Consider the following 26,799-nt stretch of genomic DNA (forward strand, 5'->3'; position numbering starts at 1 on the left):
ACACAAAAAGCTTAAGCTTTTATGCCTTCTGATTCTAAACTCTGTCTATTTTTGCGATGCCAATAGCTCTGTAGAAAAGACAAGATGCTTGTAACTATATCAACCCAATAATTGGTAACAAAACAAAAATCTTTCAAAATCTCATTAGCATATTATCATTTCTTTCTGTTTTTTGGGTAAATTCCTTATATCCTCTATAGAAGCAAGATCTGTTCCCTGTATGACATACTGGTCCTATTGATGTTACTTTTAGCACTATTGAATCACTATCACAATCTATTCTTATATCCTCGATAATTTGGAAATTTCCACTTGTTTCCCCCTTTAACCATATTTTCTTTCTACTTAATGACCAAAAATGAGCATATCCAGTAGTTAGCGATTTTATTACTGCTTCCTTATTCATATTACCGACCATTAATACTTCGTTTGACTTAGCATCCTGAAGGACAGCTATTATAGTAAAATATTCATGCCTATAATTAAGCATAGAAGCTATCTTTTCTGCTTCTTCATTAGATAACTTTAACGTTTCATCCACCTAGTTAGATTTCTAAAGAATATTCTACCAGTATCGCTACTTTTTTCTGGGTGAAATTGAGTACCTATAGCAAATTCGCTATATACTATTGAAGGATAGTCGATTCCATAATGACTAATCATTAAAACATTATTTTCGTTTGTATATGCTACATAGCTATGAACGAAATATGCATATCTGTTATCCAGGTCTTCAGTTAGTTCAGAAGGATTCTTAATAAGAATTTTTTCCCAACCTATATGAGGTAACTTAACATTAGCATTTATTTTATCTACATAACCCTTAAACCAACCTAAACCCTTATTTTTACCGCCCTCTGTTCCTTCCTCGTACATTATTTGTAAACCTAAACAGACTCCTAGAAATTTTACGCCATTAGATCTTAAATCATTCAATTTATTTTCATTTTCATTAATGTACTTAGAGACTGCAGAAAATGATCCTACCCCAGGAAAAACTATAAGATCGGCGTTCTCTATATTCCCTATTTTAACTTCAAAACCAGTTCTTTTTAATGCAGATGATATACTATATAGATTTCCTACTCCATAGTTAACTACTATAGCTTTCATTTCATTCTCCTCTTTAATTCTTGATACAAATCCTCGGGTTTTATTCCTTCTAAAGCCATCAAAACCCAAAGATGATAAATAAGATCTGCTGACTCGCATAAGAATCTGTTTTTTCCTTCACTTAGTGATGCTACTACAGTTTCTACGGCCTCCTCTCCTACTTTTCTTGCTACATATCCCTTTCCCTTAGATACTATTTCTGCAGTATAACTACCTTTTGGCATCTTATTGATCCTATCTAAAATTATATCATATAAGTCTTGAAGAATCTCACTCATATCTAGCACCTATACTTTTAGAATGAAAATTGAAGCCTTCATAATTAGCCAATATCATAGCAGCTTTAATTAGATTTTTTTCTGGCTTCTCTGAAATAACATAAGATAACGGTTTAAGGAAATCAAAGACTGTTATTCCTCCTTTAAATCTTGCCCAGCCATTTGTGGGTAAAATATGATCTGGACCAGCGCAATAGTCTATTAATGCTGGTGGTGTATTGCCTAGTGTTATTGCTCCAGCATTACTAATTTTACTTAAAAGTTGTAAAGGAGATGAAGTAGCAATTGATAAGTGCTCTGGGGCTATATCATTTGCAATTTGTATAGCCTCATCTATATTGTTCACTTTGATTATATAGAAGTTACCTTCATTAGGTAACATTGATTTAATTCTATTTACCAAAAATTCTGAAGTTGAGATTAAAACTAAAAATGATGTTTTCCCGTGCTCTCCTTGTGCCAGAAGATCTAAAGCTACATTTTCTGGATTAGCAGAATCATCTGCAATAACTACCAATTCTGTTGGCCCTTCTATTCCATCTATACCTACATTCTCACTTACAAGATATTTTGCGGCTTGTACATATATATTGCCTGGACCTACTATTTTATCAACTTTTTTTACGCTTTCAGTTCCGTATGCAAGAGCAGCTATAGCTTGAGCGCCTCCTATCTTATATATGCCCCTAATATTTAATCTAATTGAAATATATGCTATTGCAGGGTCTACTTTTTCTTTAGGAGTAGCAACATATATTTCCTTAACGCCTGCAATCTTGGCAGGAATTCCGGCCATAAGTAAAGTAGAGGGATAAGTCTTTATTCCTCCTGGAACATAAATACCAACTTTTTCTATTGGTTTCCAAACTACTCCAAACTCTATTCCGTTTTTACCTCCCCCAGAATTAGGAGGCATCATACTTTTATGAAAATCTGTTAACTGATCATAAATGATATCTATAGCATTTCTAACATTATCATCCAATAAGGATGCTTGAGATTTGATTTCGTCTTGATTAGCCTTAATATCCGATAATAGATAATTATCGAATTTAGCTGTATAATCAATAATTGCTTTATCTCCCTCTTCTTTAACTTTTGCAATTATGTCCCTTACTTTATCTAATACAGAAATAAACGATATGGGTCTGTCTTTAGGTAATATATACTCTATCATATCCTAACATCAACTCCTTTAGATTTTAAATAAGTCTTAAGCTCTGATATCTTTATTACACCATCATGAAATATACCTGCGGCCAATGCAGCATCAGCATTAGAATAATTAAATACGTCATAGAAATCTTCTAATTTGCCTGCTCCTCCACTAGCTATAACCGGTATATTTACTGAATCTACTATTAATTTAGTAAGATCTAAATCATATCCTTTTCTAGTACCGTCTTGGTCTATGCTTGTAAGTAATATCTCTCCTGCACCTAGTCTTTCTATTTCTTTAGCCCATGTTTGGACATTAATTCCAGTATTGTAGGTACCAGATTTTGTATAAACAAGCCATGAACTATTGATTTTTTTTGCGTCTATTGCCACAACTATGGCTTGCGCACCAAATTCATTAGATCCTTGAGTAATTAGGAGTTTATTTTCAACTGCTGCTGTATTTATACTAACTTTATCTGCACCAGATGATAAAGTTCTTGAGATATCTTCTATTGATCTAATACCGCCACCTACTGTCAATGGTATAGATAACACGCTAGCAGTGTCTCTAACTACTTTCAATAGTGTAGTTCTGCCTTCTATAGTAGCTGAAATATCAAGAAATACTATCTCGTCTGCTCCTTCATCCTCATATCTAGATGCTAACTCTACTGGATCGCCTTTATTCTTTAGATTTAGAAAATTAGTACCTTTTACGACTTTTCCGTTCTTTACATCAAGACAAGCTATGATGCGTTTTGTAGTCATAGTATTCCCTTAGTACTATTTGTTCCACTGTACACAATTCTAGTTGCTTCATATAAAGAAATTCCTAATGCCTTAAATGAAGCTTCTATTATATGGTGATCATTTTCACCTTTAATTTGCATCAAATGCAAAGTAATGCCAGCATTTTGAGCTAAAGAACCAAAGAAATGACTTACATTTTCAGTCGAGAATCCACCTATTTGTTCTCTTTTCAGTTTTAAATCTACATATGATGATCCTCTACTAGAAATGTCTATTGCAATCATTACTAACGCCTCATCCATGGGAATTATGTTACTACTAAATCTCTTTATACCATCCTTATTGCCTAGAGCCTCTTTTACAGCAAGACCTAATGTTATTGCCGTATCTTCTATTACATGGTGATCGTCATAGTTTTGTTTGTCTTCAGCTATTATTTTTCCAGAAGATCGCATGAAAAATAGCAAAGTATTTAACATATGATTAAAGAAAGGAACAGGAGTTTTTATTTCAATGTTGCCAGGATTATCTATATCTAATTCGAGTTCAATTCTAGTCTCCTTCGTTTCTCTTAAAATCCTTGAATATCTAGACATATTTAATACCTCTTAATATGCCAGAATAAAAAGACATACCTACTATTGCAAAATCAAAACCTAATTCTTTAAGGTCTGTTAGATCTTTAATATTGCCTATGCCCCCTGCATAACCTTTCATATTATGAAGGTCTAAAATATATTTGCCTAAAGTCTTATCAATTCCGCTTTTAGTTCCTTCATTGCATATGTTGGTAAATATAGTTCCGTAAGTATCTTTAATTGTATCTATTCCTTCATTTAAAGAAATGGACTTTTCTTTCCATCCTTTTATATAAATTATGTTATTACAATAATCTAAGGATGATATTATTTTATCACGTCCTACTTCCTTTATAATTTGATCAAAAAGAGTCTTATCTGTGAAAATTATAGTAGATACAACTAAAAACGAAATACCATAACTTATAAGCCTTTTAGCTTTATTTAAATCTCTTATTCCTCCACCTACCTCTACATTGTCAAATCCAATTTTCACTATATTTCTTATTATATCCTCATTTGAACCTACGCCTTCTGCAGCGTCTAAATCTACTATATGCACATAATTATATCCATCGCTGTATATCCTATAAGCTATATCTAACGGATTACCTAATATAAGACCAGATCCTCTTTTTCCCCTAATTCTTTTTACGACTTTTCCTTCGCTAATGTCTATGCTAGGTACTACTATCATCTTATCACTTTTTCTATTCCTAATATAACTATATCCTTAGCACCTGCAATCATTGCCTTAGCTACTATTTCTGGCAAACAGTCTTCATTAACCACTGTAATAACTTCCCATGCATCGCTTTTGCTAAGTTTACTTATAGCTGGAGCAAGCATGGCAGGCAAAGACGCAAGGACTTTTTCTAAATCTTTATCCTTAACATTCATGAATATCATTTTTTTACCTCTAGCGCTTAATGCTCCTTTCATCATTGTTAACACTAAGTTAATCTTGTCCGCTTCTTCACTTTTCAGCCAATATCTATTTCCTATAATAGTAGCATATGTTTCCATTACAGTATCAATTTCCTTTAGGCCATGCAATTTTAAGGTAGTACCAGTGCTTACGACGTCTATTATTGCATCAGCGGCACCCAGAGAAGGCATTACTTCTGCCGCACCACTTATTTTCACTATCTTAGCATTAATATTTTTCCTTGTAATATATTCCCTAGCAATATTATAATACTTTGTAGCTATTTTTATCTCTCTTTTTAACTCACTTACATCACTAATGTTCCAGCTAAGTGGGACAGCTAGAGATATTTTCGCCTTACCAAAATCTAATCTTATTAGATCCTCTACATCTGCCCTAGATTCTATAACATAATCCATTCCAGTTATACCTATATCTGCAGCCCCATTTTCAACTAGATTAGGTATATCTTCAGTTCGCATTAGAACTAATTGTACTCCTTCCCAACTAGTAGGAACTATTAGCGATCTTTCGTCAGTAGCTAGTGGTTTGATTCCTACAGAAGATAAAAACTGTAATGAAGGCTGCTGTAATCTACCTTTATTTGGTATTGCTATTTTCAATTATCTCACCCAATTTCTGTGTAAAAATGGTACATTGCTCTAATGTGCCAACAGTAACTCTATAATAACTACTAATTGGCCTTCTAATAGCTATTCCTTTACTTAATAGAGGATGAATAAGATCTCCATCGTATTTAAAGAAAAGAAAGTTAGTTAGTGATTTATAAACCTTCAGACCCAATTTCTTTATAGACTCATAAAGAAAATCTCTATTCTTCTTTATTTCATTTGCTATATTAAATGCATAGCTTGGGTTTTCTAACGCAGAAATACCAGCTACTAATGAAGGTAATGGGATATCAAAAGGTGTAGTAGCCTTAGTTAAGGCTTTTATAACTTCTTTGTCAGCTATTAGATAACCAACTCTAAACGAGGCTAATGAAAACGCCTTACTTAATGTCCTTACAATTGCAACATTCTTATATTTGCTAATAAAATCCTTCACTGTATAGCCAGAGAATTCATAATATGCTTCGTCTATTATTAATAACCCGTTAATCTTTTCGGCTATGTTAGATATTATATCCTCTTTGGCCTTTAACATAGGAGATCCAGTAGGATTATTTGGATCGTCTATTATTACAAGTCTAGCATTTGAAATTTTATTATATAATAAATCTAAATCCTCTTTCCACCAATCGCCGTCCTCTTTAAGATTTATTTTAATAACATTCAAACCTCTAACTGAAGAATATACTGGATACATGCTATACGAAGGAAAGTTGTATACTACCGTATCGCCTGGCTGCGTTAAATTATAGAAAATAGTCCTTAATGCTCCGTCTCCTCCTGGAGTAGGCAGGATATTCTCAGGTTCTACTTTACTATATTCTGCAGCTAATTCTCTTAATCGAGCTATTAGGTCAGGATGTTGATATCTATTGCCTTTTGTTAAATATTTTTCTACATTTTCTATAATAAAGTCTGGAGGAGAATATGGCGATTCATTTAAGTGTAATCTTAAACCTTCTTTTATGTCGTCGTAATTATATTCTCCTGCATTTTCTAACCATGTATATAATATTTTTCTTAAATCGGTTGGTGCAATAATGAACCCTCAATATGAAAAGATGGCTAACTTTAAAAGCTTTTATTATAGGAAAATTCGTGTTTTTAGAGCGATTGCTAGATCTTAAAAGCATTATTATCTCTTATTATTATTCTATAAATCTAACAATAATTATGAATGTAGCTTCCTTATTAAGTAAACAGAGTAAAGATGTGTGTATTATAAACTATGATAAGATAAAGTGGGATTTTTATCCATACAATATAGATTTTTCACTAAACTGTAGTCCAAAGTCGGAAATAATAGTATTTGAAGCTGAAAATGAAAGAGAAATTCCTAAAAATTTTAGATTAGTAACTACATATAAGAATTTAAAAATAGATGGTACTAAAATAAAAATAGATAAGGTAGATATAAATTTATATAAATCTAGAATTGATGATGAAGAATATCTTTTTAGAGTAATAAATGGAAAGATAGAAGATTATGAAATAAGAGACATTGATAAAGAAATATTGAATATAATAACTAGTTTAGGGAATCCATGCAATTTAACAGATGTAATAAACATTTCACAGAAAAAACTTAATTTACCAAGAGACAAAATTAGAGAAGAATTACAATTCCTTATTCAGATAGGTAAAATAAAAATACATAATAAAATTATTGAATTAATATAGCAGGTCTTAATGGTAATGCGTCTTTATTATATTTTTGTCTTATTTCGTCGTTAAATTTCTCTATATTTATCTTCAATCCTATCTTATATTCTAGATATGGCAGAGCATCTTTTATAATATCGAATTCAGAGAAATCATATTGTAATAATCTTTTCATATTTTCTTGCATATTATTTGCATATTGGAAAATTTTTTGTAAATTCTTTGCATCATCTTTATTTTTTGGTCTATATATTTCCATTAGATTTTTTAATGAACCGCCTTGGGAAATTATTTCTATTGATTTCCTTAATTTATCTAGGCTTTCTTGATCAGAAGTGTAGATAGTAATAGAGCTTGGTTTTCCTTTGTAAATGTTTAATATAGATCTTATGTCCTCTATTAATTCTTCATGATATTCATGTTCTAACTCTATGAAAGTATCTATTTTTGTCTCATCATAAGTAGGCCATTTCTCTATAGAGACAAATGAATTATTACCCATAATATTCCATACTTCTTCTGCAAGATGTGGTGCAAACGGCGTTAAGAGCTTCGTCCATTTTAATGCTATTTCTTTAACAATGCTAGCGTTAGGTTCTCTACCTTCTGCTTTTACCATCTCAAAGTATTCATTGAATGTCGAAATCATTTCAAAAAGTACTTTATTTAATGAATCTCTAAGTATTAGCTGATCCATTAAAGAAGTAACGTCTTTAATTAGAACATTAAATTTTGATAACAACCATTTTTCTGGCTTTCCTAAAACATTTCCGTTATATGTTGTGGTACATATATCATAGTATCTTCTCAACGCATCTGAAATAGATCTAGCTCCAGCGTCAGTAAAATTAGCGTCTGATCCCATATCTACAGTACAGGATAAGGCAATCCTAATAACATCTGCACCATACATCCTTATAGCTTTCCTTAATGGCAATATATTCCTCAGAGACTTGCTCATTTTCTTTCCTTCATATAATATAAATCCATTTATTGCAACTCCTCTTGGCCATAATTCCTCAGGAAATATCGCAGCGTGATTAAATAGAAAGAAAGATAGGTGATTTGGTATCAAATCTGGTCCGCTATGTCTTATGTCTAATGGATACCAATAGCTGAATTCACTTCGTAAGTCTTCTATTATTTTTCTATCTATTCCAGTTTCTTTTGAAATTAGATCTACGTCTCCTTTTCCTAACATTACATAATCCCAAAACTCTTTAGTTAACTGAGAAGCATGAAGCTTATTTAACCTGATTTTATGAGATATAGTATAATATGCCATATATATTGTAGAATCAGATAGACTTTCGATTATCCATTTCTTGTCCCATGGCAATGGAGTACCTAAACCTCTTGTTCTGGCGCACGCTCTTTTTTCTAACCAATCAATAGAATATTCGAAATCCTTTCTTACCTCTGGTGGAATCACTCTCATTCTACTTAAGAGTTTTTTAGTTTTATTTTTCCATTCTGGGTTTCCGTAATCTAAAAACCATTGATCTTTTAGGATTTTTACTACTACTTCATTGCCGCATCTACAGTAAACGGGTTTATTCATTATTTCATAAATATATCTTCCAAATCCTTTCTGTATTATGAAGTTAGTTATTATTTTTCTAGCTTCAGGGACACTAGCACCTATTATATTCTTTAACTCTTCTCTAAATTCTGGTTTTATTAAATTAATTACATCGTCTCTAATTTTTCCCTTGTTATATTCAGTTCTATATACCATTTCGGTTACTTTCTTTAAATCTGAATCATTTTTCGGTTTTTCTTTATCTATGAAATCCTTGGCTGGAATATCAGAATATCCGTCTACTTTTACTACTGGAATAGGTTCTATATCAGATTTTATTTTTCTTAAGTAAAAATAATCAAAAGGAGCATGAGCTGGAACACTCATTACTACACCAGTTGCTAATGATGGATCTACAAAATCTGCTGCTAATATAGGAACTTCTTTTCCGTTTATAGGATTTATAGCTTTTAGTTTCTGTAAGTCTTCTGCAGATATCTTATCCTCTTCTTTCAGATCTAATTGAAATGATAGCTTAAAAGCTGCTTTTTTCGACACTATCAATTTTTTCTCATTAATATCCACAATAGAATAATCCTCTTTTGGATTTATCCAGATAGCTACTACGCCAAAGATAGTCTCTGGTCTTAACGTAGCTACTGGTAAATATCCTTTAGGTGTTTCAAAGTAAATTAAAACATATTGTCCTATGTCCGGTTCCATGTCCCCTTTAGTATCGTGCATACCTACTGGTAAATTGTGTACTGGACACCAACCTACTGGATGCGTATCTTTAACAATATATCCCATTGATTGTAATTTTCCGAATTGCCATACAATAAATGAGGAAAATTCTGGATCAATAGTAGTAAATTCTCTTCTCCAATCTATACTTAAGCCTAGCTCTTTCATAGATTTTTTAATCTCTTCTTTAAAATAATTCGCCATAAATAAGGGATCAGATAATTTTGGTATAACTTCAGAAGGAATTTCATAAATATTCTTGAAAATATCTAATAATTCCTTATCCCCTTTAGCCACATCGTCTGCCATAGTAATTATTGGTGTCCCTGTATAGTGAAAACCCATAGGGAAAAGTACATTATATCCTTTCATTCTCATATATCTAGCATAAATATCGCAAGTAGTATACGTTCGTCCATGACCTAAATGAAAAGGACTATTAGGATAAGGAAACGCTACTGTGCTATAAAATTTTGATCTATTATCTGGATTAGATTCAAATATTTTACTCTCTTCCCATTTTTTTTGCCATTTTTCAGATACCTTATTAAGCAAAACTACAAAGTCTTGAGACATAAGCACACCAAAATTTATTTAAGTGTGACATTTTTAAGCTTATTAAATGTTTACAAAGACTGGAGATAAAGGAGAAACTAACGTAATAAATAAACGCGTAGGGAAAGATTCCCCGTTAGTTAATTTTCTAGGAGATTTAGACGAAGCTAACTCATTCATAGGGTTGGCAATAAGTAAAATACCATGGGATGATATGAAAAAAGACCTTTTAAGAGTCCAACATGATCTTTTTGTCCTTGGAGAAGATGCCTCAACTAATAATGGAAAAGTAACACAAGATTTTGTTAAATGGTTAGAAGAAAGAACCGTATATTATAGAAAAGAAAGCGGCCCGATAAAATTATTCGTAATTCCAGGAGGATCTGAGGAAGCATCTCATATCCATGTAGCAAGGTCAGTTGTGAGAAGGATAGAAAGAAATTCTGTTAAATACTCAAAGGAATTAGAATTTAATAAATGGATCATAGTATACTTAAATAGGCTTTCTTCTCTTTTATTTTCCATGGCAGTAGTAGCTAATAAACGAAAGGAAGTAAAGGAAGAGAATTACGACATAGGCAAATATTGGTGATTCAGTAATCCAGATTTTATTAATAATTCACAATTTTTACACACATCTCTACCATAACTTGTTGGTTCTCCACATATTTTACACTTAGGAAGATCTTTTAACTCACTATTTCTCTTGTATTCTTCAGATATTTTGTCAAATTCCTCAACTATGGTTAGTAAACTACCAGGCTTTTTTGACTCTAATGAGTATAATAAATCTCTAACCTTTGCTCTTAATGTAGGTTTCATAGAAATATAAGGACATTCCACTTCCTGAAATTCAAATCCTTTATAATATGCATACATAGTAGTCTCCCATTCATATATTTTCCTTAAAGGCTTAACTCTTAATACAAATTTATCACTTAATTTTACCGGTATTTCTCCTAATCTTATTAATCTTTTTATATCTCCTCTTAATAAATTTATTACAATTGTCTGAGCTTCATCGTCTAGATTATGACCAGTGGCCACTAAATCAGCTTTTACTTCCCTTCCTGCAGCATTTATTAGTTTCCTTCTAAAACCACCACAAAAAGTGCATGCAGAAATATTTAGACCTTTATCATGAGAAGATCTTACCATATCGTCTAATGTGAAGCCTACTTCCTTTTTAAAAGACGTAGAGATTAGTTCTATACCTAGGTCATCTAGGTATTTTTTGAGTTTTTTTGCTTGATCCGATCTGTTATATCCTCCTATACCTTCTACAATATTAAACGATATAAGCTTCTTAGGATCTATAAAAGAAGCCAAAGTATCTGCTAACGTCAGACTATCTTTACCTCCGGAAACTGCTAATAGAATCTTATTAGCTTTAGTAAGACCTTCCTTTTCTGCCTCCTTTTTTACTCTATTCCGAATATCGTCTATAAAACAATCCTTGCATAATCTTCTGCCAGTATGAGGCTGTAATATTACAGCGTCTTTAGATTTACATACGTCGCATTTCACTTTACTCTTCTCCCCTCTACTATTTTGTTTCCTCCTGCAACCTCATCGATACTATGTATCGCGCAACCCTCCTCTTCCAATACTTTTCTTATTTCGTCAAAGTCAATATTATCTCCTTCAACAACTACACTTAATCCCATAGTTTCTACATCCATATCAGTAACCGTTATATTAACTCCATCTATGCCCTTAATAATAGTTAGTTTATCTGCTAGATCTATAATGGTAGAACCTTTAATCGGTTTAAGAACGTCAAGAACTACACGTCTAATTCCCAAATTACATCAGATCTAATTATTACTTATAACGTTAAAAACTTAATTTTATGCCAGGTCGTAAAGCTATTATCCGTGAACTACTGACCCTTATTTTAGTAGTTATAAAGAATTTTGAATCTAACTACTAAACATAAAAATTTTCTAGAAAATACTAGAATTTAGGCTAAAACTAATAATTGCAACTTTTATCAGATTTAGGGATTCAAAGGGGGCGGAAGACTCCATCCGTGGAGATAGATAGGCCCCTCTGTAATTAGGCTTATATACGTATTTTTCAAATACCCTATTAATGTCCGACGTAGGGTTACGCTTTAGAGCATACACTGACGAAGGAACATTGAGGGCGTTAAAAGCCCAGTTGAGGTTATCATGTGAAGCATATAATACCATACGCTGGACAGATGCGTATTTTCATGAGAGAGATGGAAAAGGACTCACTAAGACGGAGTTGAGGCAACTAGCTCTCGATCTGAGAAAACAGGATGAACAGTATCAACAGCTATATTCCCAAACACTGCAACAGATCGCAGACAGATTCTACGACGCTAGACAGAGGTTCTTTGAAGGGATAGCACGTTACCCAAAAGAAAGCACATAAGTGGTACTCCCTAGTGTATCCCCAGTCAAGTTGGAAAATCATGAAAGTGAAGGAGATCAGGACGAAAAGCAAGAAGAACAAGAAGAAGGTAATAACGCTTCAGCTGTCAAACCTAGGGATCTTCAACGTTATTGTTCATAGGGACTTCCCGCTGGAAAAAGTAAAGAGGGTAGTAATCAAGTTAACACCATCAGGGAGATTGTACATCATCTTCGTTGTGGATCAAGAGTATCCTCAACTCCTTAAGACAAACAAAGTAGTTGCTGTGGACGTTGGTGTAGAGAAACTTCTCACTACCTCTGACGGGGAATATGTCCCCAACCAGAGACCTTACGAGAAGGCGCTCAATAAGACAAGGAGACTTCATAAAGCTCTTTCAAGGAAGAAGTTCTTGTCACGCAACTGGTTTAAGGCAAAGATTCGTCTAGCGAGGGCTTATGAGCACTTGAAGAATCTTAGGAAGGACATGTACATGAAACTCGGGAAGTATTTTGCTGAGCATTATGACGTCTTGGTCATGGAGGATATTCATGTTAAGCAAATTGTTGGTAAGTCTCTTCGAAGGCTGAGGATGAGGCTTCAAGATGTCGCTTTTCATGAGCTTAGGAGTATCATGGAGTATCAACTTGGGAAGTACGGTAAGAAACTCACTCTAGTGAATCCTGATTTTACTTCAATGACTTGTGCTAGGTGTGGACATGTTAGGAGGGATTTGACTTTGGCTGATCGTGTGTTTGTCCTAATTGTGGTTGGACTGTTGATCGTGACTATAATGCTTCCCTCAACATACTGAAGAGATCGGGGTCGGAACGACCCTCACTGTGGAGCTCCGCCCTCTGGCAAGCCTCGGCTTTGAAGCAGGAAGCCACGTCCGTTAGGGCGTGGTAGGCTCCACATGCTTTGCCTCTAACATGGCTAGGCGATGGCTTGAAGAGCCGAAGGAACTACTTGATTGGGGTCAACTTGAGGGCCTTCACCACCTCCTCTCCTATACCTAGTCTTCTTAGTCTCACTCTTGTAAAGCTTGTCTTCATGTTTAAGAGTGTTGTTCGTGAAAATCGCCGTAGGAGTTCACATATTAGAATTTATAACAGTTAATATACGATTAAAAGCTAACTATAGGTTTGTAAAAAACGCTATAGATACTTTTATTTTAGGTTAAATTTAAATACAATTATTAAAAGGGGGTATATAAAGGGGGGTTAACTGTGATGGGGGTTAATTTAAGTTACGAACCAAAGGTTGTGGGAAAGCAAGTTTATGGAAGTCTCTATGATTGCGACGAAGATATGTTAAAGGATGTTGATAAGCTAAGAGAAATAGCTATAGAGGCTGCTAAAGAGGGAAAAATGACCTTGCTTGATGTTAAAGCATGGAAAATAGGGGAGGGAGTGAGCGTGGTTGCCATAGTCCTAGAGAGTCATATAACTATACATACTTGGCCTGAGTATAAGTTTGCTACAGTAGATGTATATTCATGCGGTTCCCATACAGATCCTAGAAAAGCGTTTGAATTCATAGCTATAAAGCTTGGTGCTAAAAGATATACAATGAAAGAGGCTGATAGATCATCGGACTTTTAATTATAGGAGGAGGAATAGCTGGTCTTTTAGCTGGGTACAAATTTAGGGATTACAATCCTTTAATTTTTGATAGGAGAAGAACACCAGGGAAGAAGTGTACTGGCATTATAAGTTACTCTACTTTTCTTAATTTAGGCGTATCTAAAGAATTCGTAGATAGATATTTCAAAGATATAGAAATTATTATAAATAATAAATATCACGTTTATATAAAAACAAATGTTCTAAGACTAAATAGAGAAAAGCTTGAAATCTGGTTATCTAACGAATTGACAGTTAAACGCCCAGTAAATGCTTCTATTAACGGGAATATTGTATACTACAATAATGAAAAATTTACTGGAGATATAATTGACGCATCTGGCTGGAAAGGAAAGGCTAAGTGGATAAGAGCAATAGAGTACGAGTTATCTCCAATAAATGAAGAAAAGATAACTGTATACATTGATAATAATAATCCAGGAGGATTCTCGTGGATAGTACCGTTACCAGAAAAAACATTGGTAGGTAGTATAAGTTATTCAGATCCTTTAAGATATATACCTAAGGTTAACTCTAAGGTATTAGGAATACATGGAGGAGCTATACCTAGGGTAAAACCGAAATTTTCTAAGAACGCCATAGGCGATTCTACTGGGTTAATAAAAACTTTTACTGGAGGAGGTATATTTGGAATTTCAGAAATACTTCAAGTTCTTCTAACTGATAAATATGATGAGAAATTTAAGAAATTATCTAAGGAAGTTAGTAAACAATATCATCTTACAAGCTTATTAGAAAAGTCTTGGAGAATATCTCTAAATATGGGCCTATTTTATAATGAAAAAACCATTTATGCAGATAAGGAATTTGATTTTCATTCACTTCTTTTCAGATTCTCTAACTAAATTATAGCATCCTTCTCCTTTGTCAATTATTCCCATTTCTAATAATTTTGCTATTATTTTTTCTGGTTCTTTTATCCCTAATCCTTTTAGATCTCTAACAGCAGCTATTTCTCCTACGGAAACATTGGTTTTAAAATATTTTATTGCAACCTCTAAATCTCTTTCCATCTTTAAGTTTATTTACTTCTAATCATTTAACGCTATCGTGAATCCATATCTTAAACTGATAAGAATCCATAACGTTATAGGGGCAGCAATAGGTGATTTTACAGGGTATGTAGTAGCATCAGAATGGAGAATATTACCGTTAAAGTTGCTAATTTCAATCTTGGTAGTTTCATTAGTAGCTGCTGGAGGTTACGCAATAAACGACGTATATGATATAGAAATAGACAAAATAAATAAACCAGATAGACCATTACCATCTGGGAGAATTACCCTAAGAAACGCCGTATTCTTATCATATGCTACAATGATTCTAGGAATATTACTTTCTGTATTTTTAGGTTATATACAAATATTCGTAGCTTTCATAACTTCATTATTACTCTATTTGTATGCAAAATCGTTAAAAAGAACTGGCCTTACGGGAAATTTCGTAGTAGCATTAACTACTGGTCTTTCGATATTTTATGGAGGTCTGGCATATTTTAAGGGAAACTGGTTAGAGATGGTGTTAATACCAACTATATACTCATTCTTCTTAACATTAACTAGAGAAATAGTGAAAGGTATAGAAGATTATGAAGGAGATAAAAAATATAGTGTCAGAACTCTAGCTACTACAATAGGAATATCAAAATCTTGGAATATAGCTAAAATTATGCTAATTATTGTGCTAATCTCTTCACCAATTCCTTTCTTTTTAGGTTTTAATTTAATTTATTTGGTTCTATTAATTCCATTTTCTTATTTTACATTACTAACCATAATTCAAAACAAGAGTATAGAAGGAGGGGCAAAAGCTAGAGCACTACTAAAAGGATCCGCTTTTGTCGGAATGCTAGCTTTTGCCCTAGGGACATTACCTCTCAATTTCCTTATCAATCACTTTCCTTAAGCCTGCTTTAACACCTACAACCCTTATATTAAGATTTCCTTTCTTCTGTAATAAAGAGCTCATAGGTATTTCATATCTTATTATACTCTTTGTTTTTACATTCTCAAATGTTTTAAAATGTACCGTTACTCCATTTAACATAATGTTTACCAGTAACTTATCTAAATCTATTTCGCCGCAGTTTTCTATGTTTAACAAAATTCCCTTATCAATTACTTTTCCATCTACAGAAATATCTATTTTAGGACTCTCTGTTTTAGCAGTATAATGAAGATATATAAAAGCAGGACATTTTACTTGTCCTTCATGAATTATATCTATTTCCTTATTTTCGTTTATTTCTATTTCTTCGCTATTTTTATTATCACCTATCTCGCTTAGTAATGTACCATCGCCGTAAATCTTTAATACTGATTTATTAGGATTTTTCAAAATAATATAGCTTTTATGAAAATTTTTTAGCATTAGTCTCTCTGAAGATTTTAGCATTAGAATTCCTGCCTTAGTAGAGAATTTTGTATAAAAATTTGATATATTATAAAAAATTAAACTATTAATAAAATTAACTGTTATTGGCTCTACTGTAACTGAATTAATTACAAATTCATTTTTACCTTTCTTAACAAAATGCGATATATCAAATACATGAATATTGAAATATTTCGAGTTATATTCAAGGTTTATATTAGGTCTAAATTCCTTCGTTAAAGAGAAATTATTTATCCAGAGTCGCCATTTAGTTAATAAATTAGGTGTTTCAGTTCCTATTATCATATAGCTTTTATAAGGCTCTTTTTCTGCAAAGAAATTGTAGGAAATCTCTTTATTGTCCATTCCTAATTTTATAGACTTTAGTGAGGACGAATAGTCTATTGTACCTTGGAAATCGCCCTCGTCAAAAGTTGCTAGTTCACCAATTGGCATATATTATAAACCGATACAAAGAAAATAAAATGAATGCTAGGAAAAATCTATTCTATAATCAAGAGATCGGATCTAGTAATAGAAGTATTAGATGCTAGAGAACCAGATTTAACTAGATCAAAATCGCTAGAAAATTATGCTAGAGATCTAAATAAAAAGATTTTAATAGTAATAAACAAGGGGGACTTGGTTCCTAAAGATATTTCAGAAAAATGGAAAAAATATTTTGAATCTAAAGGATTGAGAGCTATATATATAGCGGCAACACAGCACATGGGCACTAAAATTTTACGAGATAGCATAAGAGAGTTACTTAAGGGAAGTCAAGGAACAGTATGCTTTATAGGTTATCCTAAGACTGGAAAATCATCTATAATCAATGCATTAAAAGGAAGGCATTCAGCTACAACATCATCCCACCCAATGGAAAAAGGCTTTACTAAAAATCCACAACTATTTAAAATAGACAGTAAAATATATGCATGGGACACTCCAGGTATAATTCCGCCTGACGGCAATTATCTTGAAAAAGTAATAAGAGGAAGCTCAGTAGATGAGTTAGAAGATCCAGTAAAGGCAGCAATAATGCTTATAAAAAGAATAGAGCAGTTTGATAAATCTTCTTTAGAAAATGTATATGGAGCATATTCTGATCCAAACGATTTACTGAGAAAAATAGCCATGAAGCGCGGTTGGATCTATAAAAAAGATAAAGAACCAATAATAGACGAAGCTGCTAAGGTAATAATAAGAGATTTTCACGATGGCAAAATAATTTATTTCAGTCTTCCTCCAAAAACTAATGATGAAAATAAAAGTAGTAATATTTGATGCAGACAAAACTTTATGGGATCATTACAATATTTCCGAATTTGAGGAGCCTATAAAAATCATAAATAGAGACGAAATTGAGGATATAAAGGGAAGAAAACTAAAAGTTTTTCCTGAAGTAAGATCTACATTAGAGGAGCTAAAGAGAAATAATCTAATACTAGGAATGGCTACATGGAATTATCCTGAAAAGACCGAAAGAATGCTAGGAATATTAAACTTAAGAAGATATTTTGATGTAATTGTATCAAGAGACTTTCCTTTTAAATTCATAATGATATCTGAAATAATTAATGAATTGAAGAATAGAGGAATATCAGTAAAACCAGAGAATATAATGTTTATAGATGATAGACGTGTACATTTTGGAAATGTTTGGCTATACTTAGGAAAAGTGAAATGTGTTGAAATGTGGAAAGACATTTCTTGCCACAGTCAAATTTTAAAGTTATTGGAATTGAACAGTTAGATATTTTGAAAAGCTTATTTCGATTAAAAGTTTTAAAAATTCACTCTTAGAAATGTACAAATCTATAATAAAGCTTAAAAATCATTAATGATACTTTATTGAAGTGACAAAGATGATGGGTGGCTATACCCTCCAAATTCAATAAAGTATCTAAAAGTATTCTTAAGGTATTTCCATATATATTTGAATGTGTATTCTTTAGGGGTGAGAAGTTTTGCCAAATGGTAGCAGAATATTAGTGGATTCTCTAAAAAGAGAAGGGGTAAAGGTAATCTTCGGAATACCTGGCCTATATAACATGCCATTTTACGACGAATTATACTATGACTTAGAAAATGGGGAAATGAGACATGTGCTAATGAGACATGAACAAGCTGCAGCGCATGCTGCTGATGGCTTTGCTAGAGCATCTGGATTTCCCGGTGTATGCACTGCGACTTCCGGTCCAGGAGCTACAAATTTAGTTACTGGTGTTCTGACAGCATACTGGGATAGCTCTCCTATAATAGCATTAACGGGTCAAGTAAATAGATCATCAATAGGAAAAATGGCTTTCCAAGAATCAGATACTCCTGGAATATTTAAGGATGTATCCAAATATGTTGTTCAATTGAAGACTATCGATGAGATACCAATATGGATAAAGAATTCATTCTACATTGCGACAACTGGTAGACCTGGCCCAGTAGTAGTGGATATTCCTAGAGATGTTCAATTAGAAAAGATTGAAAACGTAGAATGGCCAGAAAAACCGATAGTAAAAGGTTACAAGCCATTTAGAACTGTTATTGATCCATTAAAAATAAAGAAAGCAGCAGAACTTTTGCTAAATGCTGAAAAGCCAATAATATTATCTGGAACTGGAGTAGTATGGTCAGGAGCTACTGAGGAAGTATTACATCTAGCCGAAACAGTAGGATCTCCAATAATATCTACGCTTCCTGGTAAATCCAGTATACCGCATGATTATCCATTATTCGTAGGACCAATGGGATACTACGGAAGAGCAGAAGCTTCAATGGCAGCTTTAGAATCAGACGTAATGCTAATAGTTGGAGCTAGATTAAGCGATAGAACTTTTACATCTTACGACGAAATGACGGAGACTAAAAAGAAATTTATAATGATAAATATAGATCCTACTGATTCTGAAAGAGCTTTCAAAGTAGATGTGGCATTGTACGGTGATGCAAAAATATTGCTAAGAGAATTATTAAACGCTGTAATAAAATTGGGATTAAAGAAAGATAGAACTGCATGGTTAAATAGAATCAAAGAATTAAAAGAGTATTATTCTCAATTTTACTTCCAAGACGAAAAAGGAAAAATGAAACCATGGAAAATAATGAAAACTATAAGAAATGCTATACCTAGGGATTCCATAGTAACTACTGGAGTAGGACAGCACCAAATGTGGGCAGAAGTATTCTGGGAATCACTTGAACCTAGAACTTTCTTGTCTTCTACAGGAATGGGACAATGGGATTTGGACTTCCAGCAGCCATGGGTGCTAAGATAGCTAGACCAGATAAGGTTGTAGTAGATCTAGACGGAGATGGATCATTTATGATGACAGGAAATAATTTGGCCACTGCAGTAGACGAACATATACCAATTATTTCAGTAATATTTGATAATAGAACATTAGGATTAGTTAGACAAGTTCAAGATTTGTTCCAAAATAAGAGAATAGTAGGTGTAGATTACGGTTCATCTCCTAACTTAGTAAAATACGCAGAATCTTTCGGAGCGCTTGCGTTTAATGCAGACAGTTACGAAGAATTGGAAAAATCTGTAAAAACCGCAATTAAAGAGAACATGCCTACAGTAATAAGAGTACCTATAGATAAAGAAGAATTAGCTTTACCTACGTTACCCCCAGGAGGAAAATTGAGCCAGGTGATAGTTCGTGATCCAAGGAAAAGTACTTAAAATAACAGGATATTATAGAGATCCAGAATTACTAGAGAGAATAATGGCTAACTTTAGAAAACTATGGGTCGATATAGACTGGATAAATGCTAGAAAAGTTTCAGATGATGGTTTATATGAAATATTTATGCAAATCAAGGATACAAAGAATACGCAGCTTGCTATACTTAATTTAAGCAAGACAGTCGATATAGAAAAAGTAGAAGTACTTGAAGATGCAAAAGTAGTACAATACAAATTTAATGAAAAAGGGGAGATAGTTGATGGCAATAATTATAGCATGGTAATTTATGTACCCATTTATTCTAAAGTAACAAGTTATAGCTGGGGTGAAATAGTTGGCCAAAATATACACTGAAAAAGACGCAAATTTTGATATAATAAAAAATAAGAAAATAGCAATATTAGGCTATGGAAGTCAAGGCAGAGCATGGGCTTTAAATCTGAGAGATTCTGGATTAAATGTTACCGTGGGATTAGAAAGAGAAGGCAATTCGTGGAATCAGGCAAAAAAGGACGGGTTTAATCCAGTACATACTGAGGAAGCTGTAAAAAATGCCGATATAGTTATATTTCTTGTTCCTGATATGGTTCAAAGATATGTATATAGAGAAAAAGTGCAGCCATATTTGAAAGATGGAATGGATCTAGTCTTTGCACACGGCTTTAATATACATTACAAGCTTATAGAGCCTCCTAATAATGTAGATGTTTACATGATAGCACCTAAAGGACCCGGTCCTACAGTTAGAGAATATTTCGTTCATGGTGGAGGAGTTCCTGCATTAGTAGCTGTGCAACAAAATTATTCAGGCAAAGCAATGGAAAAAGCATTAGCAATAGCTAAAGGTATAGGTGCAACAAGACCAGGAGTAATTGAGACTACATTCAAAGAAGAAACAGAAACAGATCTAATTGGTGAACAAACAGATCTCGTTGGAGGAATAACAGAATTAATGAGAACTGCGTTTAACACATTAGTAGAAATGGGATATCAACCAGAAGTAGCTTATTTCGAGACTATAAACGAAATGAAGATGATCGTAGATATAATTCACGATAAAGGGTTCTATGGAATGCTTAAGGCAGTTTCAGATACTGCTAAATATGGAGGCATTACTGTGGGAAAATATGTTATAAATGAGGATGTTAAAAAGAGAGTAAGAGAAGCTGCAGAGAAAGTGAGAAGCGGAAAATTTGCTGAAGAGTGGATTGAAGAGTATAATAGAGGTAGCCCAATAGTAAAACAAGCAATGGAAGAAGTTCAAAATAGTCTTGAAGAGAAAATTGGTAATGAATTAAGAGACATGATAGAAAGAGGAAAACCTAAATCTTAATTCTTTACTATTTTAATTGTGAATAAAAGGAAAGTTAAAGGAAGTAGCGTAGAAAGACTAATTCTTTCTTTGTTAAGGGATAGAGGTTTTGCTGTTATTAGAGCACCAGCAAGCGGTAGTAAAAGAAAGGATTCTATACCAGATATTATAGCATTAAAATATGGTTATATCATGCTGATAGAAGTAAAAAGTAGAAGATCTGGAAAAGTCTATATTTCAAGAGAACAAGCAGAAGGTATATTGGAATTTAGTAGAAAAAGCGGAGGAGAATTATTTATAGGTGTAAAATTGCCAAAAATATTAAAATTCGTTCCATTTTCGAAGTTAAGAAAAACTGATGGAGGAAATTATGTTATTGACGATAATATACTAGAAGAAGGATATACCATAGATGCGCTAACAAGATATGTTGAATCTAAATTTAGTAAAACATTAGATTCATTCTTGTGATCCATTTTCACCATTATCTTCTAATCTTATTCTTATTTTAGCTCCAGTCTTCTTTTCTAATTTTCTTAATTTAGAATTTACTCTTCTATTGAACTTACTTATTTGTGATTTAGGTATATTTATTACATATTCACCGTTTTCGTATTTTACAGTAGCTCCTGGCATAGAGTCTAATACTGTTCTTTCAATTCTAGACTCTACATTATCCTTAGTTATCTTAGATACCGGAACTATCATAGCTTGTTCTCCAAATACATATATTTCATATTCTACCTTATCGTTAAGGAAGTCCTTTATTTCAACTACTGGTCTAGCCAGATCGGCCTCTTTCATTCCAGAAGGAACTTTCACAGACATCTCTAGGCTATACACCTTATCTACTGCTCCATTATTTATGAAAATAACTGTATCTAAAATACTTGGTATAGTACCTAAATCAGTTCTACTCAAGAACCTATGAATAGCATCTATTGGAGTAGTTGCATGGACTACACCAATCATACCTATACCTGCTAATCTAAGATCTATATAGAGCCTGAAATCTTCATCATTTCTCATTTCATCATATACTGTATAATCTGGTCTACTTAATAGTAATATATCATGCAATTCTCCTATTTCTGCATAATTTTTTGAATATTGTGTTATTTCTGGAGGTAAATGCATGTCTCTTGGAGACTCTATGGTCTTAACAACTTTCCCAAGCTTCATGTAATATTCAGATAAGGCTTGAGCAAAAGTTGTTTTACCCATACCTGGAGATCCTGCAATTAATATACCCTCTGCCCTATCTTCAAGTCTTTGAATTAATCTTTCATCCAAATTATACTCCTCTAATTTCTTTCTAGCTACAGGCTTTGTAATTGTAACTTCCCAACCATCGCTTAATGGGGGCCTAGTTATTACAATTCTATAGTTACCTAATTGAACAATTGTTGATCCTCTTCTTTCAATTTCTATAAAAGAACCTTTAACATATTTTATAGAATTTAATATTTCAGAGACTAGTCTCTTCAAGTAAGAAGCGTCAGTAATATCATTAGATAAAGTTACAAATTGCCAATTACCTGGCCTGCCTTTTTTAGCTTTAGGCAAAGTATCTTCTTTCAAGTGAACACTCATAGTATTTTCATCAAAAAATTTTTCAATACTTAGCTCTTCAATTGGTTTTTCAAGAAATATAGTTTCTACACCTATAAAATCACAGATTTTTTTCTGTATTTCGTCCGCAGTAACTATAACGCAGCCTTGATCTGCACAATATTGTCTTATCGCTTCATCAACGTTTCCTCCATAATTTTTACCTACTATTTCAAACGAAAATAAATACTGTTCTGATAAATCTTTTAATCTATTTACTTCATCTAATGCTAGTTCTCCAGTGACTAAGCCGTCTCTAGTCTCTTTTTCAAGCTCTTCTAATAATGATCTATGAATGAGAAAATTTCCATTAATAATATTCTTCTCTACATACTTAGAAATTCCATGAAGTAAAGCACTCTTATCTGGCAAAATATTTCTAACTGACAAAAGTTTGTTCCCCACTAACGATTAATGTATAAAAATGAAGATTAAAAAATTATTTCTTTATTATTGACAGAAAGTATTCATGAACAATAGTCGTTGAAGATAATTCCGGATGAAAAGTTGTTGCTAGCATATTGTCTTCCTGAACCATTACTTTGTTGTCTCCTAAACTAAGGAGTTCTTTAGCTTTTCCCCATGTTTTTGTAATAGCTGGAGCCCTAATAAAAACAACTTTGGCAGTTGAACCTCCTATAGTCGAAAAATCTAATGTAGTCTCAAAACTTTCTCGTTGTCTACCATAATAATTTCTTATAATTGTAGTATCCATAAGTCCTATTAGAGGCTGAGATTTCTTTCCAACTTTAGCATCACTTACTTCCTTTGCCAGCATTATTGCACCTGCACATGTACCTAATACTGGAAGTCCACTAGATATCTTATCTTTTAACGTATCTAAAACTCCAAGTTTCTGTGCCATTATACCTATTGTTGTGCTCTCTCCGCCAGGTAATATTATACCATCTACAACATTGAGCTCTGAAGGTTTTTTAACTGGAACTACATCGGCATTTAAATGTAACTTGTCTATGGCCAATTTAGTTTGGAGAGCATGCTCCTCAAAACTTCCTTGATAGGCTAATATACCTACTTTCATACTCCTCTCACTTGAAGTAATTCTTCTGGTTTTAGAGTTTTTATATCAATTCCCATCATTGATTTTTCTTCGGTTATCATTTTCTGAGCCTCTAGAACTATCTCTGGATATTCCCAATTTGCCGTAGCTAATACTACAGCTTTGGCTCTTTCAGAAGGATCTTGACTCTTAAATATTCCAGAACCTACGAAAATACCATCTGAACCTAACCACATCATTAATGCAGCATCTGCTGGCGTAGCTATTCCTCCAGCAGCAAAGTTAACTATAGGCAATCTTTGTAATTTTGTTACTAATTCGACTAATTGATAAGGAACTTGATATTCTCTTGCTTTCTTTACTCTATCTTCCTCTTCCATGCCCAAAAGATTTCGTATTTCACTATTCATTATTTTCATGTGCTTTATTGCCTCACTTACATTTCCTGTACCAGGCTCACCCTTAGTTCTTATCATAGACGCACCTTCATTAATTCTTCTCAAAGCTTCTCCTAGATTTCTTGCACCATTAACAAATGGCACCTTAAATTCCCACTTATTAATATGATGTTCTTCATCAGCAGGTGTTAATACTTCACTCTCGTCTATCATATCTACTCCAAGAGACTCAAGAATTTTAGCTTCGTAATAATGTCCTATTCTAACTTTTGCCATTACAGGAATAGTTATTGAATTCATTACATCTTCTATTATTTTAGGATCTGCCATTCTGGCTACTCCTCCAGATTTTCTAACATCATAAGGTAATTTATCCAGAACCATAACAGCTGTAGCTCCTGCGTCTTCAGCTATTTGAGCCTGATTTACATTAGTTACATCCATAACAACTCCGCCTTTTTGAAAAATTGGAAAAGCGTGCTTTACTCTTGCTGTCCCTTCCTTAGTTCCTGATACTGATCTTTCTAATTCTGGTACAAAAGTTAGTAATCCTTCATCCTTTATAATATCACGAAATTCAGATAACTTATAAAAGAACTCTTCTATTTCATTGAATGTTAATTCATACAGTCTCATAAAAAATGAGAATGAATCACAAGGTTAAAAATATATATTAATATACTGCTGGCCTAGACTTCCTTTCATTTTCTGCTCTTATTTTAACTATACCAAAGTGTATAGCACAATTTATACAGTAACATTTCCTCATTGCATATCTAGGTATTATAGCGCCTTTTTTCTCTAACTCAGAAGCTAATGTAGCATCTACTGGACTATACATTCTTGTAACGCATATTGCCTTATCTTCTGGAACTCTTGCCCCACAGTTGTCACATGTTATATATCCAACGTGACCTTTATCGCCTTTCCTTCTACCTCTGTTCTCCCTCTTCTTTGGCAAATCAACACCCTATAATTCTGACTCGTTTGTTTCTAATAAGTTTTTGCTATTCTCAAAACATTAGAAGCGGGTTTTTTACATATAACGCAACTATCATTGATTTTTTTACTCTCCAATGGAATTCCCTTTACTTTAGCATTAGTTAATTCTTCTATTTTCAATCCACAACTATTATCCCCACACCAAGGTAATTCTACAACTCCTCCTTTTTCTAAGATTTTGTTTGCGTCTTCTACAGTTTTCGCGTAAAATATTTTTTTGTTAAAAGATTCCCATGCTTTAGATTTAAGATTATTTTCAATATCTTCAAGCAATTTTCTAATCTCTGTAATTAGCTCACTTAACTTTACTGCTTTTGACTCTAATGTATCTCTTCTTTTAAGAGTTACAGAAGAATTTTGAACTTCTCTAAGACCTATTTCTACTCTAATAGGAACTCCCTTTATTTCCCAGATGTAGAACTTCTCTCCAGGAGTTTTTTCTGTGTCTTTATCTATATTAGCTCTTATTCCTGCAGATATAAGTTGTGATTTTACATTTTCACTATATTCTAAGATTTTATTAGTATCATCTGTGTTTTTGGAAGGAATAGGTATAATTATTACTTGTATTGGAGCTACTAAAGGAAATAGTACAGAACCTCTATCATCTCCATGCGAAGATATTAATGATGCTATAACCCTATCTGAAATACCATAACTAGTCTGGTGAGGATAGTCTAATGTTCCATCGGCCTTCTGTACCTTAAAATCGAAAGCCTTAGTAAAATGTTGGCCTAAATGATGTACAGTACCTATCTGTAAAGTTTTTCCATCTGGCATTATAGTATCAAATGCGTACGTCTTCACAGCACCAGGGAACTTATCCCATTCTGGTCTTTGTGAAATCAAATAAGGAATTCCTAAGATATCGAAAAATTTTTTATAGATCTCTATAGCCTCTTTAACTTGATTTTCAGCATCTTCAAAGGTTGAATGTATAGTATGTGCTTCTTTAAATGTTGTAACTTCCCTAAGTCTTATCATTGGTCTTGTAGCTTTAGTTTCGTATCTAAATATGCTTACAATCTGATAATATTTCTTAGGCAATTGTTTATAACTTTTTATCCATAGAGATTCCATGAATGTTATAGCAGCTTCAGAAGTAGGTCTTAATGATAATTTAACATCTAAATCTTCACTTCCGCCTTTAGTTACCCAATAGACTTCTTCTTCGAATCCTTTTATATGTTCTGATTCTTTTTTAAGAAGGCCTTCTGGAATTAACATAGGAAATAGTACTTCTTCATGACCAGTGTTATTAAGTAATTGTCTTATTATGTCTATTATGGCCTGTCTTAACTTGAATCCATAAGGAAGCCAGATTCCTACTCCTTTTAATGGATATCTTCCATAGTCATAAAATTCTCCTTCAGATATTACCCAATCAAACCATTCACTAAAATTATTGCTCCACTTTTCTCTTTTTATATTCATAGAAG

Annotated in this window: 29 protein-coding genes and 2 pseudogenes; 12 read left to right on the plus strand and 19 right to left on the minus strand. The window is 33.0% G+C overall.

Features of this window, described 5'->3' with window-relative positions:
* Window positions 1-133: 133 nt before the first annotated feature.
* Genes hisI through hisC form a run of 9 tightly spaced genes read right to left on the minus strand, consistent with a single transcriptional unit; the run spans window position 134 to window position 6,482 of the window.
* Window positions 134-541, minus strand: a complete 408-nt coding sequence (hisI, locus tag DFR85_RS25265; protein ID WP_110270667.1) for a phosphoribosyl-AMP cyclohydrolase — start codon at window positions 539-541, stop codon at window positions 134-136.
* Window positions 526-1,113 (minus strand): imidazole glycerol phosphate synthase subunit HisH, encoded by a 588-nt coding sequence (hisH, locus tag DFR85_RS25270; RefSeq protein ID WP_110270668.1) that lies wholly within the window; start codon window positions 1,111-1,113, stop codon window positions 526-528. The genes hisI and hisH overlap by 16 nt, the downstream gene beginning before the upstream one ends.
* A complete protein-coding gene (hisE, locus tag DFR85_RS25275) occupies window positions 1,110-1,391 on the minus strand; it encodes a phosphoribosyl-ATP diphosphatase (protein WP_110270669.1) in 282 nt (93 codons plus the stop codon). Before hisE ends, hisH begins: the two co-directional genes overlap by 4 nt.
* Window positions 1,384-2,568, minus strand: a complete 1,185-nt coding sequence (gene hisD, locus DFR85_RS25280) for a histidinol dehydrogenase (protein ID WP_110270670.1) — start codon at window positions 2,566-2,568, stop codon at window positions 1,384-1,386. Before hisD ends, hisE begins: the two co-directional genes overlap by 8 nt.
* Window positions 2,565-3,320 (minus strand): imidazole glycerol phosphate synthase subunit HisF, encoded by a 756-nt coding sequence (gene hisF / locus DFR85_RS25285; protein WP_110270671.1) that lies wholly within the window; start codon window positions 3,318-3,320, stop codon window positions 2,565-2,567. The genes hisD and hisF overlap by 4 nt, the downstream gene beginning before the upstream one ends.
* Entirely contained in the window at window positions 3,317-3,898 is a 582-nt protein-coding gene (hisBd, locus tag DFR85_RS25290; RefSeq protein ID WP_110270672.1) for an imidazoleglycerol-phosphate dehydratase, read from the minus strand. The genes hisF and hisBd overlap by 4 nt, the downstream gene beginning before the upstream one ends.
* Window positions 3,891-4,577, minus strand: coding sequence for a 1-(5-phosphoribosyl)-5-((5-phosphoribosylamino)methylideneamino)imidazole-4-carboxamide isomerase (gene hisA / locus DFR85_RS25295; protein ID WP_110270673.1), 687 nt, complete (start codon window positions 4,575-4,577; stop codon window positions 3,891-3,893). Before hisA ends, hisBd begins: the two co-directional genes overlap by 8 nt.
* Complete coding sequence (gene hisG / locus DFR85_RS25300) at window positions 4,574-5,431, minus strand: ATP phosphoribosyltransferase (RefSeq protein WP_110270674.1); 858 nt, start codon at window positions 5,429-5,431, stop codon at window positions 4,574-4,576. Before hisG ends, hisA begins: the two co-directional genes overlap by 4 nt.
* On the minus strand, window positions 5,409-6,482 hold the full coding sequence (hisC, locus tag DFR85_RS25305; protein ID WP_110270675.1) for a histidinol-phosphate transaminase: 1,074 nt from the start codon (window positions 6,480-6,482) through the stop codon (window positions 5,409-5,411). Before hisC ends, hisG begins: the two co-directional genes overlap by 23 nt.
* A gap of 11 nt (window positions 6,483-6,493) precedes the next feature.
* On the opposite strand from hisC, the gene DFR85_RS25310 reads away from it, so the two are divergent.
* Window positions 6,494-7,120: a hypothetical protein gene (locus tag DFR85_RS25310; RefSeq protein WP_110270676.1), complete on the plus strand. Its 627-nt coding sequence runs from the start codon at window positions 6,494-6,496 to the stop codon at window positions 7,118-7,120.
* Here DFR85_RS25310 and leuS read toward each other — a convergent pair.
* On the minus strand, window positions 7,104-9,944 hold the full coding sequence (leuS, locus tag DFR85_RS25315; protein ID WP_110270677.1) for a leucine--tRNA ligase: 2,841 nt from the start codon (window positions 9,942-9,944) through the stop codon (window positions 7,104-7,106). The two genes, DFR85_RS25310 and leuS, sit on opposite strands and share 17 nt — an antisense overlap.
* A 46-nt stretch (window positions 9,945-9,990) precedes the next feature.
* On the opposite strand from leuS, the gene DFR85_RS25320 reads away from it, so the two are divergent.
* The gene (locus DFR85_RS25320; RefSeq protein WP_110270678.1) at window positions 9,991-10,515 is read left to right on the plus strand and encodes a cob(I)yrinic acid a,c-diamide adenosyltransferase; all 525 of its coding nucleotides are present in this window, start codon (window positions 9,991-9,993) and stop codon (window positions 10,513-10,515) included.
* Here DFR85_RS25320 and DFR85_RS25325 read toward each other — a convergent pair.
* A complete protein-coding gene (locus tag DFR85_RS25325) occupies window positions 10,491-11,450 on the minus strand; it encodes a TIGR00269 family protein (protein WP_110270679.1) in 960 nt (319 codons plus the stop codon). The two genes, DFR85_RS25320 and DFR85_RS25325, sit on opposite strands and share 25 nt — an antisense overlap.
* Window positions 11,447-11,728, minus strand: a complete 282-nt coding sequence (locus DFR85_RS25330) for a DUF211 domain-containing protein (protein WP_110270680.1) — start codon at window positions 11,726-11,728, stop codon at window positions 11,447-11,449. The genes DFR85_RS25325 and DFR85_RS25330 overlap by 4 nt, the downstream gene beginning before the upstream one ends.
* A 289-nt stretch (window positions 11,729-12,017) precedes the next feature.
* Between DFR85_RS25330 and DFR85_RS31695 the strand changes: the two are divergent.
* The 3 genes and pseudogenes from DFR85_RS31695 (at window position 12,018) to DFR85_RS25350 (ending at window position 14,796) form a co-directional block, all read left to right on the plus strand.
* Window positions 12,018-13,214 (plus strand): annotated as a pseudogene (locus DFR85_RS31695) (RNA-guided endonuclease InsQ/TnpB family protein).
* A 323-nt stretch (window positions 13,215-13,537) separates the two neighbouring features.
* Entirely contained in the window at window positions 13,538-13,909 is a 372-nt protein-coding gene (gene speD / locus DFR85_RS25345; RefSeq protein ID WP_110270681.1) for an adenosylmethionine decarboxylase, read from the plus strand.
* Between the two features lie 14 nt (window positions 13,910-13,923).
* Window positions 13,924-14,796 carry an NAD(P)/FAD-dependent oxidoreductase gene (locus DFR85_RS25350; RefSeq protein ID WP_168367242.1) on the plus strand — a complete coding sequence of 291 codons (873 nt, stop codon included), beginning with the start codon at window positions 13,924-13,926 and terminating at the stop codon, window positions 14,794-14,796.
* On the opposite strand, the gene DFR85_RS25355 is transcribed toward DFR85_RS25350, so the two are convergent.
* Window positions 14,770-14,964, minus strand: coding sequence for a PolB1-binding protein PBP2 family protein (locus tag DFR85_RS25355; RefSeq protein WP_110270683.1), 195 nt, complete (start codon window positions 14,962-14,964; stop codon window positions 14,770-14,772). The two genes, DFR85_RS25350 and DFR85_RS25355, sit on opposite strands and share 27 nt — an antisense overlap.
* 37 nt (window positions 14,965-15,001) lie before the next feature.
* Here DFR85_RS25355 and DFR85_RS25360 point away from each other — a divergent pair, with 37 nt between their 5' ends.
* Complete coding sequence (locus DFR85_RS25360) at window positions 15,002-15,856, plus strand: UbiA family prenyltransferase (RefSeq protein WP_110270684.1); 855 nt, start codon at window positions 15,002-15,004, stop codon at window positions 15,854-15,856.
* On the opposite strand, the gene DFR85_RS25365 is transcribed toward DFR85_RS25360, so the two are convergent.
* Window positions 15,821-16,780: a hypothetical protein gene (locus DFR85_RS25365; protein WP_110270685.1), complete on the minus strand. Its 960-nt coding sequence runs from the start codon at window positions 16,778-16,780 to the stop codon at window positions 15,821-15,823. The genes DFR85_RS25360 and DFR85_RS25365 overlap by 36 nt on opposite strands.
* A gap of 33 nt (window positions 16,781-16,813) precedes the next feature.
* Here DFR85_RS25365 and DFR85_RS25370 point away from each other — a divergent pair, with 33 nt between their 5' ends.
* The 6 genes and pseudogenes from DFR85_RS25370 to hjc all read left to right on the plus strand — a co-directional run bounded on the left by DFR85_RS25370 (window position 16,814) and on the right by hjc (window position 21,799).
* Window positions 16,814-17,611 carry a GTPase gene (locus DFR85_RS25370; RefSeq protein ID WP_110270686.1) on the plus strand — a complete coding sequence of 266 codons (798 nt, stop codon included), beginning with the start codon at window positions 16,814-16,816 and terminating at the stop codon, window positions 17,609-17,611.
* A complete protein-coding gene (locus DFR85_RS25375; RefSeq protein ID WP_110270687.1) occupies window positions 17,586-18,080 on the plus strand; it encodes a magnesium-dependent phosphatase-1 in 495 nt (164 codons plus the stop codon). Before DFR85_RS25370 ends, DFR85_RS25375 begins: the two co-directional genes overlap by 26 nt.
* 214 nt (window positions 18,081-18,294) lie before the next feature.
* Window positions 18,295-20,012 (plus strand): annotated as a pseudogene (locus DFR85_RS25380) (acetolactate synthase large subunit).
* Window positions 19,990-20,370, plus strand: a complete 381-nt coding sequence (locus DFR85_RS25385; RefSeq protein ID WP_110270688.1) for an ACT domain-containing protein — start codon at window positions 19,990-19,992, stop codon at window positions 20,368-20,370. Before DFR85_RS25380 ends, DFR85_RS25385 begins: the two are co-directional and overlap by 23 nt.
* A complete protein-coding gene (ilvC, locus tag DFR85_RS25390; RefSeq protein WP_110270689.1) occupies window positions 20,351-21,349 on the plus strand; it encodes a ketol-acid reductoisomerase in 999 nt (332 codons plus the stop codon). Before DFR85_RS25385 ends, ilvC begins: the two co-directional genes overlap by 20 nt.
* A gap of 18 nt (window positions 21,350-21,367) precedes the next feature.
* A complete protein-coding gene (gene hjc, locus DFR85_RS25395; protein ID WP_168367158.1) occupies window positions 21,368-21,799 on the plus strand; it encodes a Holliday junction resolvase Hjc in 432 nt (143 codons plus the stop codon).
* Here the strand turns inward: hjc and DFR85_RS25400 are convergent.
* The 5 genes from DFR85_RS25400 to proS are packed head-to-tail and all read right to left on the minus strand — an operon-like array spanning window position 21,788 to window position 26,794.
* On the minus strand, window positions 21,788-23,344 hold the full coding sequence (locus DFR85_RS25400) for a holliday junction branch migration ATPase PINA (RefSeq protein ID WP_168367159.1): 1,557 nt from the start codon (window positions 23,342-23,344) through the stop codon (window positions 21,788-21,790). The two genes, hjc and DFR85_RS25400, sit on opposite strands and share 12 nt — an antisense overlap.
* A 34-nt stretch (window positions 23,345-23,378) precedes the next feature.
* Entirely contained in the window at window positions 23,379-23,981 is a 603-nt protein-coding gene (gene pdxT / locus DFR85_RS25405; RefSeq protein ID WP_168367160.1) for a pyridoxal 5'-phosphate synthase glutaminase subunit PdxT, read from the minus strand.
* Complete coding sequence (gene pdxS / locus DFR85_RS25410; protein WP_110270691.1) at window positions 23,978-24,994, minus strand: pyridoxal 5'-phosphate synthase lyase subunit PdxS; 1,017 nt, start codon at window positions 24,992-24,994, stop codon at window positions 23,978-23,980. The genes pdxT and pdxS overlap by 4 nt, the downstream gene beginning before the upstream one ends.
* Window positions 24,995-25,031: 37 nt before the next feature.
* A complete protein-coding gene (locus DFR85_RS25415) occupies window positions 25,032-25,319 on the minus strand; it encodes a 30S ribosomal protein S26e (protein WP_110270692.1) in 288 nt (95 codons plus the stop codon).
* 32 nt (window positions 25,320-25,351) lie between these two features.
* Window positions 25,352-26,794: a proline--tRNA ligase gene (gene proS / locus DFR85_RS25420; RefSeq protein WP_168367161.1), complete on the minus strand. Its 1,443-nt coding sequence runs from the start codon at window positions 26,792-26,794 to the stop codon at window positions 25,352-25,354.
* Window positions 26,795-26,799 lie beyond the last annotated feature (5 nt).

This window comes from Acidianus brierleyi, from assembly GCF_003201835.2.
Taxonomy (GTDB): Archaea; Thermoproteota; Thermoprotei_A; order Sulfolobales; family Sulfolobaceae; genus Aramenus; species Aramenus brierleyi.

What these genes read in the sequence shown, in the direction of transcription:
- hisH (WP_110270668.1), bottom strand. Translation starts at nt 1,113, where the DNA reads ATGAAAGCTATAGTAGTTAACTATGGAGTAGGAAATCTATATAGTATA.
- hisE (WP_110270669.1), bottom strand. Translation starts at nt 1,391, where the DNA reads ATGAGTGAGATTCTTCAAGACTTATATGATATAATTTTAGATAGGATC.
- hisD (WP_110270670.1), bottom strand. Translation starts at nt 2,568, where the DNA reads ATGATAGAGTATATATTACCTAAAGACAGACCCATATCGTTTATTTCT.
- hisF (WP_110270671.1), bottom strand. Translation starts at nt 3,320, where the DNA reads ATGACTACAAAACGCATCATAGCTTGTCTTGATGTAAAGAACGGAAAA.
- hisBd (WP_110270672.1), bottom strand. Translation starts at nt 3,898, where the DNA reads ATGTCTAGATATTCAAGGATTTTAAGAGAAACGAAGGAGACTAGAATT.
- hisA (WP_110270673.1), bottom strand. Translation starts at nt 4,577, where the DNA reads ATGATAGTAGTACCTAGCATAGACATTAGCGAAGGAAAAGTCGTAAAA.
- DFR85_RS25310 (WP_110270676.1), top strand. Translation starts at nt 6,494, where the DNA reads ATGAAAAGATGGCTAACTTTAAAAGCTTTTATTATAGGAAAATTCGTG.
- leuS (WP_110270677.1), bottom strand. Translation starts at nt 9,944, where the DNA reads ATGTCTCAAGACTTTGTAGTTTTGCTTAATAAGGTATCTGAAAAATGG.
- DFR85_RS25320 (WP_110270678.1), top strand. Translation starts at nt 9,991, where the DNA reads ATGTTTACAAAGACTGGAGATAAAGGAGAAACTAACGTAATAAATAAA.
- speD (WP_110270681.1), top strand. Translation starts at nt 13,538, where the DNA reads ATGGGGGTTAATTTAAGTTACGAACCAAAGGTTGTGGGAAAGCAAGTT.
- DFR85_RS25355 (WP_110270683.1), bottom strand. Translation starts at nt 14,964, where the DNA reads ATGGAAAGAGATTTAGAGGTTGCAATAAAATATTTTAAAACCAATGTT.
- DFR85_RS25365 (WP_110270685.1), bottom strand. Translation starts at nt 16,780, where the DNA reads ATGCCAATTGGTGAACTAGCAACTTTTGACGAGGGCGATTTCCAAGGT.
- DFR85_RS25370 (WP_110270686.1), top strand. Translation starts at nt 16,814, where the DNA reads ATGCTAGGAAAAATCTATTCTATAATCAAGAGATCGGATCTAGTAATA.
- DFR85_RS25375 (WP_110270687.1), top strand. Translation starts at nt 17,586, where the DNA reads ATGAAAATAAAAGTAGTAATATTTGATGCAGACAAAACTTTATGGGAT.
- pdxT (WP_168367160.1), bottom strand. Translation starts at nt 23,981, where the DNA reads ATGAAAGTAGGTATATTAGCCTATCAAGGAAGTTTTGAGGAGCATGCT.
- pdxS (WP_110270691.1), bottom strand. Translation starts at nt 24,994, where the DNA reads ATGAGACTGTATGAATTAACATTCAATGAAATAGAAGAGTTCTTTTAT.
- proS (WP_168367161.1), bottom strand. Translation starts at nt 26,794, where the DNA reads ATGAATATAAAAAGAGAAAAGTGGAGCAATAATTTTAGTGAATGGTTT.